This window comes from Mycobacteriales bacterium (assembly GCA_036497565.1).
GTDB lineage: Bacteria > Actinomycetota > Actinomycetes > Mycobacteriales > QHCD01 > DASXJE01.
Genome location: DASXJE010000091.1, coordinates 15,354 through 33,227, shown reverse-complemented (window position 1 = coordinate 33,227; position 17,874 = coordinate 15,354). Strand labels below are relative to the sequence as shown.

14 protein-coding genes are annotated in these 17,874 nt (G+C 71.4%); 13 read left to right on the top strand and 1 reads right to left on the bottom strand.

From position 1 onward, the window contains the following. Positions 1 to 2,448: pyruvate, phosphate dikinase (ppdK, locus tag VGH85_08325; GenBank protein ID HEY2173802.1), on the top strand; the 2,448-nt coding region annotated here is incomplete at its 5' end. A gap of 19 nt (positions 2,449 to 2,467) precedes the next feature. Further along, positions 2,468 to 3,091, top strand: coding sequence for a YdcF family protein (locus VGH85_08320; GenBank protein HEY2173801.1), 624 nt, complete (start codon positions 2,468 to 2,470; stop codon positions 3,089 to 3,091). A gap of 83 nt (positions 3,092 to 3,174) precedes the next feature. Here VGH85_08320 and VGH85_08315 read toward each other — a convergent pair whose 3' ends face one another. After that, entirely contained in the window at positions 3,175 to 4,317 is a 1,143-nt protein-coding gene (locus tag VGH85_08315; GenBank protein HEY2173800.1) for an aminotransferase class I/II-fold pyridoxal phosphate-dependent enzyme, read from the bottom strand. Positions 4,318 to 4,453: 136 nt separating this feature from the next. Here VGH85_08315 and VGH85_08310 point away from each other — a divergent pair, with 136 nt between their 5' ends. From VGH85_08310 to VGH85_08260, 11 genes are all read left to right on the top strand, one after another. Next, entirely contained in the window at positions 4,454 to 5,602 is a 1,149-nt protein-coding gene (locus VGH85_08310) for an HD domain-containing protein (GenBank protein ID HEY2173799.1), read from the top strand. Between the two features lie 39 nt (positions 5,603 to 5,641). Next, positions 5,642 to 6,871, top strand: a complete 1,230-nt coding sequence (locus tag VGH85_08305) for an FAD-dependent oxidoreductase (GenBank protein HEY2173798.1) — start codon at positions 5,642 to 5,644, stop codon at positions 6,869 to 6,871. A gap of 21 nt (positions 6,872 to 6,892) precedes the next feature. After that, the gene (gene dnaG / locus VGH85_08300) at positions 6,893 to 8,767 is read left to right on the top strand and encodes a DNA primase (protein ID HEY2173797.1); all 1,875 of its coding nucleotides are present in this window, start codon (positions 6,893 to 6,895) and stop codon (positions 8,765 to 8,767) included. Between the two features lie 25 nt (positions 8,768 to 8,792). Beyond that, a complete protein-coding gene (locus VGH85_08295; protein HEY2173796.1) occupies positions 8,793 to 9,353 on the top strand; it encodes a hypothetical protein in 561 nt (186 codons plus the stop codon). Positions 9,354 to 9,420: 67 nt separating this feature from the next. Continuing rightward, positions 9,421 to 10,815: a xylulokinase gene (xylB, locus tag VGH85_08290; GenBank protein HEY2173795.1), complete on the top strand. Its 1,395-nt coding sequence runs from the start codon at positions 9,421 to 9,423 to the stop codon at positions 10,813 to 10,815. A 191-nt stretch (positions 10,816 to 11,006) separates the two neighbouring features. Continuing rightward, positions 11,007 to 12,311 carry an ROK family transcriptional regulator gene (locus tag VGH85_08285; protein ID HEY2173794.1) on the top strand — a complete coding sequence of 435 codons (1,305 nt, stop codon included), beginning with the start codon at positions 11,007 to 11,009 and terminating at the stop codon, positions 12,309 to 12,311. A 38-nt stretch (positions 12,312 to 12,349) separates the two neighbouring features. Then, a complete protein-coding gene (locus VGH85_08280) occupies positions 12,350 to 13,522 on the top strand; it encodes a Gfo/Idh/MocA family oxidoreductase (GenBank protein ID HEY2173793.1) in 1,173 nt (390 codons plus the stop codon). A gap of 47 nt (positions 13,523 to 13,569) precedes the next feature. After that, positions 13,570 to 14,730, top strand: a complete 1,161-nt coding sequence (xylA, locus tag VGH85_08275) for a xylose isomerase (protein ID HEY2173792.1) — start codon at positions 13,570 to 13,572, stop codon at positions 14,728 to 14,730. Positions 14,731 to 14,747: 17 nt separating this feature from the next. Next, positions 14,748 to 15,752, top strand: coding sequence for a sugar phosphate isomerase/epimerase family protein (locus VGH85_08270; GenBank protein ID HEY2173791.1), 1,005 nt, complete (start codon positions 14,748 to 14,750; stop codon positions 15,750 to 15,752). Positions 15,753 to 15,795: 43 nt separating this feature from the next. Continuing rightward, on the top strand, positions 15,796 to 16,875 hold the full coding sequence (locus VGH85_08265; GenBank protein HEY2173790.1) for a glycoside hydrolase family 172 protein: 1,080 nt from the start codon (positions 15,796 to 15,798) through the stop codon (positions 16,873 to 16,875). Positions 16,876 to 16,897: 22 nt separating this feature from the next. After that, entirely contained in the window at positions 16,898 to 17,854 is a 957-nt protein-coding gene (locus VGH85_08260) for an acetylxylan esterase (protein ID HEY2173789.1), read from the top strand. Positions 17,855 to 17,874 lie beyond the last annotated feature (20 nt).

The window sequence follows — 17,874 nt, the reverse complement described above, 5'->3', positions numbered from 1 at the left end:
CAGGCCGACGACCCGCTCCTCGTCTCGGTCCGCTCCGGCGCGAAGTTCTCCATGCCCGGAATGATGGAGACCGTCCTCAACATCGGGCTCAACGACAAGTCGGTCCAGGGCCTGGCCAAGATCGCCGACAACGACCGGTTCGCGTGGGACTCCTACCGCCGGCTGATCCAGATGTTCGGCAAGACGGTGCTCGACATCGACGGTGAGCATTTCGAGGAGGCCATCGAGGCCGCGAAGAAGGCCAAGGGCACCACCAATGACCTCGACCTGCAGGCCGACGACCTGCAGAAGCTGGTCGCGACGTTCAAGGACATCGTGCGCGAGCAGGCCGGCCGCGACTTCCCGCAGGAGCCGCGCGAGCAGATGGACCTCGCCGTGCGCGCGGTCTTCGACTCGTGGAACGCGCCGCGGGCGATCCTCTACCGCCGGCAGGAGCGCATCCCGGCCGACCTCGGTACGGCGGTCAACATCGTCGCCATGGTGTTCGGCAACATCGGCATGGACTCCGGCACGGGCGTCGCGTTCACCCGCGACCCGGCCAGCGGCAATCAGGGCATCTACGGCGACTACCTGCAGAACGCACAGGGCGAGGACGTCGTCGCCGGCATCCGCAACACGCTGTCGCTGACCGAGCTCGAGCGGATCGACAAGCCGGCGTACGACCAGCTGATCGGGATCATGTCGACGCTGGAGAACCACTACCGCGATCTGTGCGACATCGAGTTCACGATCGAGCGCAACAAGCTGTGGATGCTGCAGACCCGGGTCGGGAAGCGCACCGCGGCCGCCGCGTTCGTCATCGCCACCCAGCTGGTGGACGAGAACCTGATCGAGCTGGACGAGGCCGTCACCCGGGTCACCGGTGCGCAGCTGGCGCAGCTGATGTTCCCGGCGTTCGACGAGAAGGCCGACCGGCAGAAGATCGCCAAGGGCATGAATGCCAGCCCTGGTGCCGCGGTCGGCAAGGTGGTCTTCGACTCCGACGTCGCCGAGGAGCAGGCCAAGAACGGCGAGAAGGTCATCCTGGTACGCCGGGAGACCAACCCCGACGACCTCAACGGCATGATCGCCGCGCAGGGCATCCTGACCTCGCGCGGTGGCAAGACCTCGCACGCGGCGGTGGTCGCGCGCGGCATGGGCAAGACCTGCGTGTGTGGCGCCGAGGAGCTCGAAGTCGACATCAAGGGCGGCAAGTTCACCGCACCGGGCGGCATCGTCGTCAAGGAGGGCGACGTCGTCTCCATCGACGGGACCAGCGGTGACGTCTTCCTCGGCGAGGTGCCGGTGCAGCCGTCCCCGGTGGTGCAGTACTTCGAGGGCACCCTCGCCGCCGACGCCGACCCGCTGGTCGCCGCGGTGCACCGGCTCGTCAGTCACGCCGACGACCTGCGCCGGCTCAAGGTGCGGGCCAACTCCGACAACCCGGAGGACTCCGAGCGGGCCCGCCGGTTCGGTGCCCAGGGCATCGGCCTGTGCCGCACCGAGCACATGTTCCTCGGCGATCGCCGTCAGCTGGTCGAGGACCTCATCCTGGCCGAGGGTGACGACGCGCGGGACAAGGCGCTCGGCGCGCTGCTTCCCCTGCAGCGCGACGACTTCATCGGCATCTTCGCGGCGATGGACGGGCTGCCGGTGACGGTGCGGCTGCTCGACCCGCCGCTGCACGAGTTCCTGCCCGACCTCACCGACCTGTCGGTGCGCGTCGCCCTCGCGGAGGAGCGCGGCGAGGACGCGTCCCGGGAGCAGACGCTGCTCGACGCCGTACGCCGGCTGCACGAGCAGAACCCGATGCTCGGTCTGCGTGGTGTGCGGCTGGGCCTGGTGATCCCCGGCCTTTTCGCGATGCAGGTGCGGGCGATCGCGGAGGCTGCGGTCGAGCGCAAAAAGGCCGGCGGTGACCCGCGGCCGGAGATCATGATCCCGCTCGTGGGCGCGGTGCAGGAGCTCGAGGTCATCAAGGAGGAGACCGAGGGCGTGCTGCGCGAGGTCGCGGAGTCCAGCGGCGTCGACGTACCCGCGCTGATCGGGACGATGATCGAGGTGCCGCGGGCCGCGCTGACGGCCGGGCAGATCGCGGAGTCGGCGGAGTTCTTCTCCTTCGGCACCAACGACCTGACCCAGATGGGCTGGGGCTTCTCCCGCGACGACGTCGAGGCGTCGTTCTTCTCCCGCTACCTCGAGCTCGGCATCTTCGGCGTCTCGCCGTTCGAGTCGCTCGACCGCGACGGTGTCGGCCGGCTGGTGCGCATCGCGGTGGAGGAGGGCCGGGCGGCGCGTCCGGACCTGCACCTCGGGGTCTGCGGCGAACACGGCGGCGACCCGGACTCGGTGCACTTCTTCCACGAGGTCGGGCTCGACTACGTGTCCTGCTCGCCGTTCCGGATCCCGGTGGCCCGGCTGGAGGCCGGTCGGGCGGTCGTGGAGTCCGGAGGCTCGGACAGCCGGTGACCCTCCGGGTGATCCGGCGGTGACCGTTCGAGGCGTGCTCGGCCGCGCGGTGGGCGCCATCGTGCTGGCCGTGGCGCTCGTGGTCGGTTCGACGGTGTTCCGGGTGTGGCAGGTGGCCCGGGCCGACGAGCGGCCGCACTCGGACGCGATCGTCGTCCTGGGCGCGTCCCAGTTCGACGGTCGCCCGTCGGAGGTGTTCGCGTTCCGGCTCCAGCACGCGCTGACGCTCTACAAGGAAGGCGTGGCGCCGCGCGTGGTGACGGTCGGCGGCAAGCAGCCCGGCGACCGGTTCACCGAGGCCGGCGCGGGTGCGCAATGGCTGCAGGACCGCGGCGTACCCGCCTCCGCTGTCGTCGCCGTCGGAAAGGGCAACGACACCCTGCAGAGCTTGGAGGCGGCCCGGGTCGTCTTCGCCAAGAACGGCTGGAAGAGCGCCGTACTCGTCACCGATCCCTGGCACGAGTTGCGGTCGCAGACGATGGCCACCGACCAGGGCATCGAGGCCAGTACGTCACCGACGCATGAGGGTCCCGCGGTACGCACCCGCGGCACCGAGTTGCGCTACATCGTGCGGGAGACCGCGGCCTACCTCTACTACCGGCTGTTCCACGCCAGCTCCGAAGCCGGCCCCAGCGCCGTCTGACCTCGCCCGCTTCATGATCGTGATCGGATTCCGTCGGCGTTTCGCGGCTTTATCCGATCACGATCATGGAAGACGGGAGGCGGTCACGGACCGACGGCGCGGGCCATGCGGCGTACCGCTTCCTCGACCAGGGCTTCCGTCGTGGCGATGTTGAGCCGGGCGAAGCCCTCGCCGGGCGGACCGAAGTCGGGTCCGGAGCTCAGTGCGACGCCGGACCGCAGGAACGCTGCCGCCGGGTCGGGGCCGAGGTCGAGGGCGCGGCAGTCGAGCCAGGTGAGGTACGACGCCTGCGGCGGCTGGTAGCCGACGCCGGGCAGGTGTTCGGCCAGCAACTTGCCGAGCAGCGCCCGGTTGCGGTCGAGGTGGGCGAGCAGTCCATCGAGCCAGTCCGAGCCGTCGCGCAGCGCCGCGATCATCGCGAGCGCACCCAGGTGTCCCACGCCCCACCGGAGATGCGGGTCGGTGCGGTCGAGCGCGGCCCGCATCCGCGGCGACCCGGCGACGGCCACCGCGCACTTCAGACCGGCCAGGTTCCACGCCTTGGACGCCGAGGTCAGCAGCACCGACTGATCGGCGGCTTCGGAGCTCACCAGCGGGTACGGCGTGTGGTCGGCCCCGGGCAGCGTCAGCGGCGCGTGGATCTCGTCGGCGAGGACCGTGACGTCGTACCGCGCGGCAAGGCGGGCGACAGCGGCGAGAACGTCGGCCGGCCACACCGCACCGACCGGGTTGTGCGGGCTGCACAGCAGATAGGCGCGGGCGCCGCCGGCGAAGGCCCGCTCCAGGCCGTCGACGTCGAGCGACCAGCCGCCCGGGTCGGAGAGCAGCGGTACCTCGACCACCCGCCGGCCCACCTGCGCCACGGTGGCCGCGAACGGCGGGTAGACCGGTGTGTTGATGACCACCCCGTCGCCCGGCCCGGTGACGACCCGCAGCACCTCCGCGACGCCGGTCATCACGTCCGGCAGGACGAGGACGTCGTCGGTCGCGATCCGCCAGCCGTAGACCCGGCCGATCCAGCCGACGACCGTCTCGCGGAGTTCGTCGGGGTGCGCATAGCCGGTGTCACCGCGGTCGACCGCCTCGTGCAGCACGCGCGCGACCGGCTCGGCCAGCGGGACGTCGCTCTCGGCGATCCAGACCGGAAGGGCGTCGCCGTACTCCCGCCACTTGGCACTGCGCCGCTGCCGGAGGTCGGCGAGCCGCGGTGCGTCGAAGTCGTCCATCCCGGCAGTCTCGCCCACCCGCCGCGCGCCGTCACCTCCCGCCCCCACGGTGATCAAGAGGGGATTCGTACGGCGTTTCGTGCCGAAATCCGCTCTTGATCACGGGGGTGTCGGCGGGCGGGAGCAGAATCGGGGCGTGCACCACTCCGACGACGACCTTGAGCGCTCCGACCGCTCCGAGGCATGGGCGGCCACGATGACCGGCACCGCCCGCCCGGACGGCATCGTGGTCGCGCATCGCGAGCCGGGACCGGATCTCGATCCACGTCCCCGGCTGCGGCGCGAGGAGCGGGAGACCCTCGCCGGCCGGCTGCTCGCGCCCGGCGCCACCAGCGCCGTGGGAGCCGGTGACCGGGCCCGCGCCGAGCAGCCCGACCCGGACCGCACCTGCTTCGAACGCGACCGCGACCGGATCCTGCACTCCACGGCGTTCCGCCGGCTGGCGGGCAAGACCCAGGTCTTCGTCTACCCGGCCGATCATCAGCGGACCCGGCTCACGCACGCGCTGGAGGTCACCCAGGTCGCGACCAGCGTCGCCCGGGCGACCGGCCTCAACGTCGAGCTGACCGAAGCCATCGCGCTCGGACACGACTGCGGGCACGGCCCGGGCGGGCATGCCAGCGAGGAGGCGTTCGACCTCTTCCTCGATGAGGGTTACGACCACGCGGTCTGGGGCGCGGTCGTTCTCGAGCCGCTCAACCTGTGCGCGCAGACCCTCGACGGCATCCGTAACCACTCGTGGTCGCGGCCGCCGCCGGCGACGCCGGAGGGTGCGGTGGTCAGCTGGGCCGACCGGTGCGCCTACACAGCGCACGACCTCGAAGACGCCGTACACGCCGGCATCGTCGCCGTCGACGCGCTGCCGCCCGTCGTGCGCGAGGTGTGCGGCGACACGCAGGGCCGCCAGCTCGCCGTCTTCGTCGGCGCCCTCGTCGACTGCATCGCCGACGACGGTGTGGTCGGCATGCGCGCCGAGCCCGCGGCCGCACTTGCCGCCCTGCGCGAGTTCAACTACCGGCGCATCTACACCCGGCCGGAGTCGGTCGCCCAGGGACGCGCGGTCGTCGCGGTGCTGCGCGCCCTGGTCGAGTATTACGCCGACCGGCCGCACGCCCTGCCCGAGCCCGTCGCCGCCGACCCGGGCAGCCATGATGCGGTGCGTGCCGCGGTCGGCTACGTCGCCGGCATGACCGATCGATACGCGTTCCAGACCGCGCTCGCCGTGCTCGACTGGGACGAGGACAAGCTGCCCCGGGGTATCGACGTACCGGTACGCCGAGGATGATCAGCATCGTCACTGACCGGTGAAATCAGGGGAGGGTCCATGCCGAAGGACGCGGTGTTCGTCATCGTCGGAGCCAGTCTCGCCGGCGCCAAGGCGGCGCAGACGTTGCGCGACGAGGGATTCGACGGGCGCGTCGTCCTGATCGGCGAGGAGACCGAACGCCCCTACGAACGCCCGCCGCTGTCCAAGGATCTGCTGCTCGGTAACGCCGAGCGGGACAGCGTCTACGTCCACGAGGCCGGCTGGTACGAGCGGAACAACGTCGAGCTCCGGCTCGGCACCCGGGTCACCGCCCTCGACACCGGCGCGCACGAGGTCGAGCTCGACGGCGGGGAGCGGCTGCACTACGACAAGCTGCTGCTCACCACCGGCTCGATCGTGCGCACCCTGCCGGTGCCCGGCGGCGACCTCGCCGGCGTGCACTACCTGCGCCGGCTGGCCGACTCCGACCGGATCAACGCCGACATCAAGCCGGACAGCCGGGTCGTGATCATCGGCGGCGGGTGGATCGGCCTGGAGATCGCCGCGGCGGCCCGGACCCGCGGCGCCGCGGTGAGCCTCGTCGAGATGGACACCCTCCCGTTGCGCCGGGTGCTGGGCGACGAGGTCGCCCAGGTCTTCGCCGACCTGCACCGCGAGCACGAGGTCGATTTCCACCTGAAGTCCGGCGTTCGCGAGATCCGCGGCTCGGGATCGGTCGAGACCGTTGTGCTCGACGACGGCACCGAACTGCCGGCCGACGTCGTCGTCGCCGGCGTCGGCATCCGGCCGGCGACCGAGCTGGCCGAGGCGGCCGGGCTGACGGTCGACAACGGCGTCCGCGTCGACGCGGCACTGCGCACCGCCGACCCGGACGTCTACGCCGCCGGCGACGTCGCCCGCGCCGACCACCCGCTCTACGCCGACCCGGTCCGGGTCGAGCACTGGGCCAACGCGCTCGACGGCGGCCCCGCGGCCGCCAAGTCGATGCTCGGCCAGCCGGTGACCTTCGACAAAATCCCCTACTTCTTCTCCGACCAGTACGACCTGGGCATGGAGTACTCCGGCTACGTCGGGCCGGAGGGTTACGACGAGGTGGTGTTCCGCGGCGACGTGAAGGGCCGCGAGTTCCTCGCCTTCTGGGTCGGCGGCGGCAAGCTCCTCGCCGGCATGAACGTCAACATCTGGGACGTCACCGATCCGATCGTCGCGGCGATCCGGTCCGGCGCGCCGGTCGACCGGGCGCGACTGGCCGATCCGTCGGTGCCGCTGGAGGATCTGGCGGGCTAGCCGCGGGACTAGACTCCCGACGTGCCCGGCCGTATCCCTGACGCAGATATCGCGGCGGTCCGTGACCGTTCGCCGGTCGCCGACGTGGTCGGGGAGTACGTCGCACTGCGTCGCGCCGGCGGTGACTCGCTGAAGGGGCTGTGCCCGTTCCACGAGGAGAAGACGCCGTCGTTCCACGTCCGGCCCAGCGTCGGGCTCTACCACTGCTTCGGCTGTGACGCGAGCGGCGACGTGATCGACTTCATCCAGCGGCTCGAGCACCTCAACTTCCTCGAGGCCGTCGAGCGGCTGGCCGGCCGCGGTGGGGTGACCCTGCGTTACGAGCGGGGCGGCTCGGCACCGACCCGGCCGGGTGGCGGCGAGCGGGCCCGGATGCTGGCGGCCAACCTGGCGGCCGCCGCCTTCTACACCGAGCAGCTCGCGGCCGCCGACGGAAAGCCGGCCCGCGAGTTCCTCGCCGTCCGCGGCTTCGACGCCGACGCCGCCAAGACGTTCGGCTGCGGCTTCGCACCCGGCGGCTGGGACGTGCTCACCAAGCACCTGCTCGCCGCCGGCTTCACCACGCGGGAACTGGTGACCGCCGGACTGTCGCTGCAGGCGCGCAGCGGCTCGCACATCGACCGCTTCCGGCGCCGGCTCGTCTGGCCGATCCGGTCGCTGCCCGGCGACGTGGTCGGCTTCGGTGCTCGCAAGCTCTTCGACGACGACGACGGCCCGAAATACCTCAACACCCCGGAGACCCCGCTCTACAAGAAGAGCGAGGTGCTCTACGGCGTCGACCTCGCCAAGCGGGAGATAGCCCGGCGGCGGCAGGCGGTCGTCGTCGAGGGTTACACCGACGTGATGGCCTGCCATCTGGCCGGCGTACCCACCGCGATCGCGACCTGCGGCACCGCGTTCGGGTCCGAGCACATCACGGTGCTGCGCCGGCTGCTGATGGACTCCGACTCGTTCCGCGGCGAGGTGATCTTCACCTTCGACGGCGACGCGGCCGGGCGGAAGGCCGCGCTGCGCGCGTTCGACGACGAGCAGCGCTTCACCTCGCAGACGTTCGTGGCGGTCGAACCGTCCGGCCTCGATCCGTGCGAGTTGCGTCAGGCCAAGGGCGACGCGGCCGTGCGCGACCTGGTCGCCCGGCGCCAGCCGCTGTTCGAGTTCGCGATCCGCAGCCGTATCGAGGACTTCGACCTCGACACGACGGAGGGACGGCTCGCCGCGCTCGACGCCGCGGCGCCGATCGTCGCCGCCATCAAGGACCGCGGCCTGCGCGACCGTTACGCCGTCGCGCTCGACCGGTGGCTCGGCTGGCTGGACGAGGCCTTCATCCTGCGCCGGGTCGCCGAGGTGACCAACCGCAAGGCCGCGCCTGCCCGCAAGCCGACGCGCAGCGCCGCCGCGGTCGGGACGGTCGAGCGGCCCCGGGCCGACGACCCACGGCTGGCGGTCGAGCGCGAGTCGCTGAAGCTCGCGATGCAGGTCCCCGGCCTGGCCGGGCCGGTCTTCGACGCGGTCGGCGCCGACGCCTACACGCACCCCGTCTACGTCGCCCTCAGGGAGGCCATCGCCGCCGCCGGCGGGGTGCAGGGCGCGTCGATCGGACCGGGCTGGGTCGAGCAGGTGCGGGACAAGTGCACCGACGACGTCACCCGGTCGGTCGCGATGGAACTCGCCGTCGAGGGTCTGCGCACCTCCGGTGACCCGGACGGGCGTTACGTCGTCCGCAACCTCGCCCGGCTGCAGGAGCTCGCCGTCGACCGCACCATCGCCCAGCTGCGGTCGCGGGTGCAGCGCATCAACCCGGTCGAGCGGGCCGACGAGTACAGCCGGATGTTCGGCGAGTTGGTCACCCTCGAGCAGCACCGCCGCGGCCTGCGGGAGCAGGGGATGGGCGAGTAGTGCGCCGATCGCGGGCGGGTCGGGCATGAGATGGCTCCGCCGGGACAAACCGCCGGCCGACGTGGTCGCCGTACTCGACCGGGACGAACGCGTGCTGGCCTGGGCCACCGCCGAGGGAGACGCGGTGATCGCGGCGACCCCGAAGGGGCTGTGGCTCCCGGTTCCACCGGTCGAGGACCGGGCCGCCGGACGCCGACGGCTCGGCTGGCACCGCGTCGACAAGGCGACCTGGCGCGACCCGGAGTTCGCCGTGATCCCCGCCACCGACATGGGGGTCGTTCCCGCCGCCGGCACCGACATCGAGGTGGTGGAGGACGGCCCGCCGCTGCGGTGGCAGCTGACCGATCCACGCGGACTCCCGCCGGTCGTGCGGACGAGGGTCACCCGCAGCGTCGCCTACTCCGAGCACTTCCCGCTGGAGCCGGGCGGGGGAGTGCGCGTCGTCGGACGCCGGGTGCCCGGTCGGGACGGGGTCTTCTGGCAGGTGCGCTACGACCGCGGGACCGAGCAGGACTCGGCGTACGTGAAGGCGCGGGTCGCCGAGTTGATTGCGCAGGCGCAGCAGACCTTTCCGGCCGTCGGATGATTCCCTGGTCCACAGTGGACAGTGACTGGCTGGCCCGCTGCGGAGCGGTCGCGGCAAGATGGCGGCCATGACGTTGGTCGCCGGGGTCGACTGCTCGACCCAGTCCACGAAGGTGCTCGTGTGCGATGCCGAGACCGGGGCGGTGCTGCGCAGCGGCTCGGCACCGCACCTCGACACCACCGAGATCGACCCCGAGGTGTGGTGGCAGGCCTGGACCAAGGCCTCGGACGGGCTGCTCGACGAGGTCGCCGCGATAGCGGTGGGTGGTCAGCAGCACGGCATGGTCACCCTCGACGAGTCCGGCGCGGTCGTCCGCCCGGCCCTGTTGTGGAACGACACCCGCTCGGCGGCCGCCGCCACCGCGCTGGTCGAGGAGTTCGGCGGGCCGGAGAAGTGGGCGGAGGCCGTCGGGTCGGTGCCGCTCGCGAGCTTTACGGTCACCAAGCTGCGCTGGCTGGCCGAGCACGAACCGGACTCGGCGCGGCGTACGACGGGGGTGGTGCTGCCGCACGACTGGCTCACCGGCCGGCTGTCGGCAGGAGCGTCGGTGCCGACGACCGACCGGGGCGACGCGTCGGGTACCGGCTACTTCTCGCCCGCGACCGGCGAATACCGGGGCGACCTGGTCCGGCTCGCCTTCGGCCGCGACCTCGACCTGCCGCGGGTCGCCGCGCCGGACGAACAGGTCGGTGAGACCGCCGCCGGGGCCCGCATCGCGCCGGGGACCGGCGACAACATGGCCGGCGCCCTGGGGCTCGGCGCCGCCGCCGGCGACGTCGTGGTCTCCCTCGGCACCAGCGGGACGGCGTACGCCGTCGCCGAGGCGCCGACCAGCGACGCCAGCGGTGCGGTGGCCGGTTTCGCCGACGCGACCGGCCGCTACCTTCCGTTGGTCTGCACGCTCAACGCCGCGCGGGTGCTCTCGTCGGTCGCCTCGCTGCTCGGTGTCGATTTGGCCCGCCTCGACGAGCTGGCCACCTCGGTGCCCGACTCCGGCGGGCTGGTGCTGCTGCCCTACCTCGACGGTGAGCGGACCCCTGACCTGCCCGACTCCCGCGGCCTGGTCTACGGGCTGACCCGCGGCAACGCCTCGCCCGCGCGGCTGGCCCGGGCCGCGGTGGAGGGGATGCTGTGCGGGCTGGCCGACGGGATCGATGCGCTGCGTGCAGAAGGCGTCGCCGTACGCCGCGTGCTGCTGATCGGCGGCGCCGCCCGTTCGCTCGCGGTGCAGGCACTGGCACCGGCGATCTTCGGCGCTCCGGTCGAGGTACCCGAGCCGGGGGAGTACGTCGCGCTCGGTGCCGCTCGGCAGGCGGCGTGGGTGCTCGGCGGCGGCGCGGAGCCGCCCGCGTGGCCGGTCCCCGCGCGGGCCCTCCCGGAGGCGCCGTCGGCGACCGCCGTGCGGTCGGCGTACGCGTCGGTGCGCGATGACGCGGTGCCGCTCTTGACCAGATCGCACTAGTCCCTGGACAAAACCCACTAGTAGTGGGTTTTGTACGGCGACACGCCGCGGGACGTGCCCAAAACCCACTACTAGTGGGTTTTGTCCAGGGCGGCCGGTCGACCGGGCCTTGCGTACGTCGTCGCCGACCCCATAGTTTGTTGGGCCACCAGACCAAATGGCCGAGCGACCGTGAGCGGAGGCGCCACAGGATGGGTCGGAGCGGGCAGTACGACGCTCCTCGGCCGTCCGGGCTGCAGCGCGCCGCGGCCACGAACGATCCCGGCGGCCGATCGGACTCCGCGGCAGTACGCCGTAACAACCTTTCGCTGGTGCTGCGCCGGCTGCACGATCACGGCCCCCGCTCCCGGGCCGCCATCGCCGCCGAGACCGCCCTCAACAAGGCGACCGTCTCGAGCCTGGTCGGCGAACTCATGGCGCGCGGGCTGATCCGCGAGACCGGCCGCCGCGTCGAGGGTGTGGTCGGCCGACCGGCGCAGCTGATCGAACTCGACGGCGCCGGGCTCGGCGTGCTCGGCCTCGAGGTCAACGTCGACTACCTCGCCACCTACGCCACCGATCTCGCCGGGCGGGTGCTCGTCGACCGGCGGGTGAGCTTCGACGCGGTCGCGCATACGCCGGCCGTCGTCCTCCGCCGGCTGGCCGGGATGGGCCGGTCCGCGCTCGCCGCGATGTCCCGCGCCGGCGCGCGGCCGATCGGGGTGACCGTCGCGGTCCCGGGTCTGGTCGACGTCGCCGCCGGTCAGGTCGTCCTCGCGCCCAACCTGCACTGGTCCGACGTACCGGTGGGCGCGCGGATCGCGGCGGCGCTGGGCGTCGACGACGTCCCGGTGCGGGTCGAGAACGAAGCCAACCTCGCGGCGCTCGCCGAATACTGGCAGGGAGCCGAGGCGGGAACGTCGCATCTGGTCTACGTCAGTGGCGAGATCGGCGTCGGCGGCGGCGTGATCGTCGACCGCCGGCTGCTGCGCGGCGCGGACGGTTTTTCCGGTGAGGTCGGGCACATGCCGGTCGACCCGGCCGGCACCAGGTGCGGCTGCGGTCGGGTCGGCTGCTGGGAGACCACCATCGGCTTCGCCCGGCTGATCGCGCTGGCCGGCGGTGACCGCCCGATCGACCCGTCGCGCGATCCGGAGGAGCGGCTGGCCGAGGTCGTGACCCGCGCCGCCGCCGGCGACGCCCGCGCGGCCGGTGCCTTCGACGACGTCGGCCGCTGGCTCGCGGTGGGCGCGGCGATCCTGGTGAACCTCTTCAACCCGAAAGCACTGGTGCTCGGCGGTTACTTCGCCCGCGCCGCCGACCGGATCGTGCCCATCGTGACGCGGGAGCTGACCCGGCTCGCCTTGGCCGGCGACGCAGCCGGGTGCCGGGTGACCGCGTCGGCCCTCGGGTTCGACGCGGCGGTCCGGGGGGCCGCCGGTCTGGTCGTCGAGCAGGTGCTCGACAATCCGGCCGCGGTGTCTTCGTCCACCGGTGCCACGTCCCAATCCGCCTAGACAACGACCCTGATGCAACGACAGTGAGGAGCCCGCACATGCGTCTCGGAGTAGGCCTGGTCGGCTATTCGTTCATGGGAGCCGTGCACTCGCAGGCCTGGCGCACCGTCAACCGGTTCTTCGACCTGCCGGTCGAGGCCGACATGACCGCGATCTGCGGCCGCAATCGCGAGGCGGTGCAGACCGCGGCGAAGACGATGGGCTGGGCGTCGACGGAGACCGACTGGCGGGCGTTGCTCAAACGCGACGACGTCGGCCTGGTAGACGTGTGTACGCCGGGCTCGAGCCACGCCGAGATCTCGATCGCCGCGCTCGACGCGGGCAAGCACGTGGTGTGCGAGAAGCCGCTGGCCAACACCGTGCCGGAGGCGCGCGCGATGGTGGAGGCCGCGACGCGGGCGCAGGCCCAGGGCGTGCGGTCGATGGTCGGCTTCAACTACCGCCGGGTGCCCGCGGTGGCCTTCATGCGGCAGCTGGTCGCCGACGGCCGGCTCGGCACGATCCGGCACGTGCGGGCGGCGTACCTGCAGGACTGGATCATCGATCCCGACTTTCCCCTGACCTGGCGGCTGCAGGCCGACCAGGCCGGTTCCGGCGCGCTCGGCGACCTGGGTGCGCACATCGTCGACATGACGCAGTACGTGACCGGGCAGCACATCACCGGGGTCTCGGCGTTGACCGAAACCTTCATCGGTGAGCGGCCGCTGCCGGAATCGGTGAGCGGCGGGCTGGCGGCGACCGGATCCGCCGACGCCCGCGGGCAGGTCACCGTCGATGACGCCGCGCTCTTCCTCGCCCGCCTCGGTGGCGGTGCGGTCGCGACCTTCGAGGCGACCCGCTTCGCGCAGGGCCGCAAGAACGGCCTGCGGCTGGAGATCAACGGCGACGGCGGTTCGGTCGTCTTCGACCTCGAGCGGCTGAACGAGTTGGAGTTCTACGACGCGAGCCTCGACCCGGCCGAGGCCGGCTTCCGCCGCATCCTGGTCACCGAGCCGACCCACCCCTACCTCGCCGCCTGGTGGCCGCCGGGCCACATCATCGGCTACGAGCACAGCTTCACCCACGAGATGCGCGACTTCCTCGCCGCGGTCGGCGAGGGCACCGACCCGGAGCCCAGCTTCGTCGACGGCCTTCGGGTGCAACTCGTGCTCGACGCGGTCGGCCGGAGCGCATCGGCCGACTCGGTCTGGACGGCCGTCGACGACGTATGAGCCTGACCTCGAAGACCACGACTCCGACACCTGGGAGCTGAACCTCGATGAGTGACTACCAACCGACCAAGGCCGACCGGTTCACCTTCGGACTGTGGACCGTCGGCTGGCAGGGCGTCGACCCGTTCGGCACGGCCGTGCGGCCGCCGCTCGACCCGGTCGAGTCGGTCAACCGGCTGGCCGAGCTCGGTGCCGCCGGGGTGACGTTCCACGACAACGACCTGATCCCGTTCGGCGCCACCGACGCCGAACGCCAGAAGTGCATCACGCGGTTCCGCAAGGCGCTGGATGAAACCGGCATGACGACGCCGATGCTGACGACCAACCTGTTCTTCCACCCGGTCTTCAAGGACGGCGCCTTCACCGCCAACGACCGCGACATCCGGCGCTACTCGATCGGCAAGACGCTGCGCAACATCGACCTCGCGGCCGAGCTCGGCGCCAAGACCTACGTCTGCTGGGGCGGCCGGGAGGGCTCGGAGAGCGACGCCGCGACCGACGTGCTCGCGGCGTACGACCGCTACCGGGAGGCGATCAACGCCCTCTGTGCGTACATCCGCGAGCAGGGCTACGACATGCGGCTCGCCCTGGAGCCGAAGCCCAACGAGCCGCGCGGCGACATTTTCCTGCCGACGGTCGGCCACGTGCTCGCCTTCATCGAGCAGCTCGACCACCCGGAGATGGTCGGCGTCAACCCGGAGGTCGGGCACGAGACGATGGCCGGGCTCAACGTCGTACACAGCGTCGGGGAGGCGTTGTGGTCGGGCAAGCTCTTCCACATCGACCTCAACGGTCAGCACGGGATGAAGTACGACCAGGACCTGCGCTTCGGCGCGGCCGACGTGAAGAGCGCGTTCTTCCTGGTCGACCTGCTCGAGACCGGCGGGTACACCGGCCCGCGGCACTTCGACTTCAAGCCGCCGCGCACCGAGGACATCTCGGGTGTGTGGGAGTCGGCCGCGGCGTGCATGCGTACCTACCTGATCCTCGCCGACCGGGCGGCGGCCTTCCGGGCCGACCCCGAGGTCGCCGAGGCACTGGCCGCCTCGCGCGTCACCGCCCTGAAGGATTCCACCCTGGACAAGGGGGAGTCGCTCGCCGCGCTGCGCGACGACACGTCGTTCGACGTCGAGAAGGCCGGCGAGCGCGGCATGCACTACGAGCGGCTCGACCAGCTCGCCCTTGACCACCTGTTCGGCGTCCGCTGACGTAAAGGAGAAATTCGATGCCTCGACCGTTCACGTTGTTCACCGGCCAGTGGGCCGACCTGCCCTTCGAGAAGGTCTGCCAGCTGGCCTCGTCCTGGGGTTATGAGGGACTCGAAATCGCCTGCTGGGGCGACCATTTCGAGGTCGACAAGGCGCTCGCCGACGACAACTACGTCGACGACAAGCGGGCCATGCTGAAGAAGTACGGGCTGGACTGCTGGGCGATCTCCTGCCACCTCGTCGGACAGGCCGTCTGCGACAACCCGATCGACGAGCGGCACAAGGACATCCTGCCGGCCCGCATCTGGGGTGACGGCGAGCCGGAGGGCGTGCGGCAGCGGGCCGCCCAGGAGATCAAGGACACCGCCCGGGCGGCGGCGAAGTTCGGCGTGAAGACCGTGATCGGCTTCACCGGCTCCTCGATCTGGTACACGGTGGCGATGTTCCCGCCCACCCCGGACGCGATGATCGAGCGCGGCTACCAGGACTTCGCCGACCGGTGGAACCCGATCCTCGATGTCTTCGACGAGGTCGGCGTGCGGTTCGCGCACGAGGTGCACCCCAGCGAGATCGCCTACGACTACTGGACCACCGTCCGCACCCTCGAGGCGATCGGGCACCGGCCGGCGTTCGGGCTCAACTTCGACCCCAGCCACTTCATGTGGCAGGACCTCGACCCGGTCGGCTTCCTCTGGGACTTCCGCGACCGCATCTACCACGTGGACTGCAAGGAGTCGAAGAAGCAGCTCAACGGCCGCAACGGGCGGCTCTCCTCGCACCTGCCCTGGGCCGATCCGCGTCGTGGCTGGGACTTCGTCTCGGTCGGGCACGGCGACGTCCCCTGGGAGGCGTGCTTCCGGATGCTCAACGCGATCGAGTACGACGGCCCCATCTCGGTCGAGTGGGAGGACGCCGGCATGGACCGCGAGCTCGGCGCGCCGGAGTCGCTGGAGTTCCTGCGCAAGCTCGCCTTCGACAAGCCGGCGGCTGCCTTCGACGCCGCCTTCTCCTCCGGCGACTGATCCTCGCCCTACCCGCCCGTCACCACTACCGAAAGGCCTGTTGATGCTGCCGTTCACCGATCTGTCCGGCATCAGCCGGCTCGTCGACGCGCGGACCCGCTCGATCAGCGCGGAGAACCCGCGTGGGGAGAAGGGCCGCGGCGGCATGTCCACCGACGGTCCGGCCAGGGCGGCCGCGCGCGATCTCGGCCAGGGTTGGAAGATCTCGCCGTTCACGGTGGTGCCTGCCGGACAGGTGATCACCCTGGCCGAGATCGACGGACCCGGCGCCATCCAGCACATCTGGATGACCATCGACCCGCGGTGGTGGCGGCGGCTGCTGCTGCGGGTCTACTGGGACGGCGAGGAGACGCCGAGCATCGCCGTGCCGCTGGGCGACTTCTTCTGCAACGGCTGGGCGGAGCCGTGCAACGTCTCCTCCCAGCCGATCGCGGTCAACCCGCGCGGCGGGTTCAACTCCTACTGGCCGATGCCCTTCCGCGGGTCCGCGCGGATCACGGTCGAGAACATCTGGGAGGAGGACAGCTCGTCGCTGTACTACCAGGTCGACTACTCCCTCGCCGAGGTGCCGGACGACGCCGCCTATCTGCATGCGCAGTGGCGGCGGAGCAATCCGGTGCCGACCGGCGAGGTGCACACGATCCTGGACGGGGTGCACGGCCGCGGCCACTACGTCGGGACCTACCTCGCGTGGCAGTCCAACTCCACCGGCTGGTGGGGCGAGGGCGAGGTGAAGTTCTTCCTCGACGGGGACGAGGAGTTCCCGACGATCTGCGGTACCGGCACCGAGGACTACTTCGGCGGGGCGTGGGACTTCGAGCACCCGATCGGCCAGTACGGCATCTTCTCGACGCCGTACCTGGGGCTGCCGCAGGTGATCGGAGCCGGCGACGACGGGATCTACCGCTCGCAACAGCGGTTCGGCATGTACCGCTGGCATGTGCCCGACCCGATCCGGTTCGCGACCGACCTGCGGGTCACCGTGCAGGCACTGGGCTGGCGGCAGGGCCGGCGGTATCTGCCGCTGCAGGACGACATCGCCTCGACCGCGTACTGGTATCAGGCCGAGCCGCACACGCCGTACAGCGAACTGCCCGATGCCGACGTACTCGAAGTGATCTGACCGCCCACCCGAGGAGACCGAGATGCCGTTGTTCGACATGACCCCGGAGAAACTGCGCGCCTACCATCCGGACCGCACCGAGCCGAGCGACTTCGACGCCTTCTGGCAACGCACCTTGGAGCAGGTGCGGAGCCATCCGCTGGCCGCGCAGTTCACGCCGTACGACGGTGAGCTGAGCACGGTGGACACCTTCGACGTGACCTTCGCGGGCTGGAATGGCGAGCCGGTGCGCGGCTGGCTCATCCTGCCGAGGCACCGGACCGAGCCTCTGCCCTGCGTGGTGGAGTACATCGGCTACAGCGGCGGGCGCGGGCTCGTCTACGACCACCTGCTCTACAGCGCCGCCGGCTACGCGAACTTCGTCATGGACACCCGCGGGCAGGGCGGCGACACCGGCGACGCCCACGCGCAGCCCGGCAGCCCGCATGTCGCCGGCTTCATGACCGACGGCGTCCTCGACCCCGAGACCTACTACTACCGGCGGCTGATGAGCGACGCCGCCCGCGCCGTAGAGGCCGCCCGGTCACACCCCGCGGTCGACCCGGGCAAGATCGTGGTCGCCGGCGGCAGCCAGGGCGGCGGGCTGACGCTCGCCGCGGCGGGGCTGGTGCCCGACGTGCTCGGCGCGCTGCCCGATGTGCCGTTCCTGTGTCACTACCGCCGGGCCAGCGAGATCACCGACAAGGCGCCGTACGAAGAGATCGTGCGCTTCTGCGCCAAGCACCCACAGCGCACCGATCAGGTGTTCCGCACGCTGTCCTACTTCGACGGCGTCAACTTCGCGGCGCGCGCCAACGCGGCCAGCCTCTTCTCGGTCGGGATGATGGACGAGATCTGCCCGCCGTCCACCGTCTACGCGGCCTACAACCACTACGCGGGGCCGAAGGACATCCGCGAGTGGTGGTTCAACGGCCACGAGGGCGGCGCGATGTTCCAGGCGGAGGCCCGACTGGGTTTCCTGCGCAAGCTCCTCGGCTGAGTCCGGATCGGGGGCTGCGA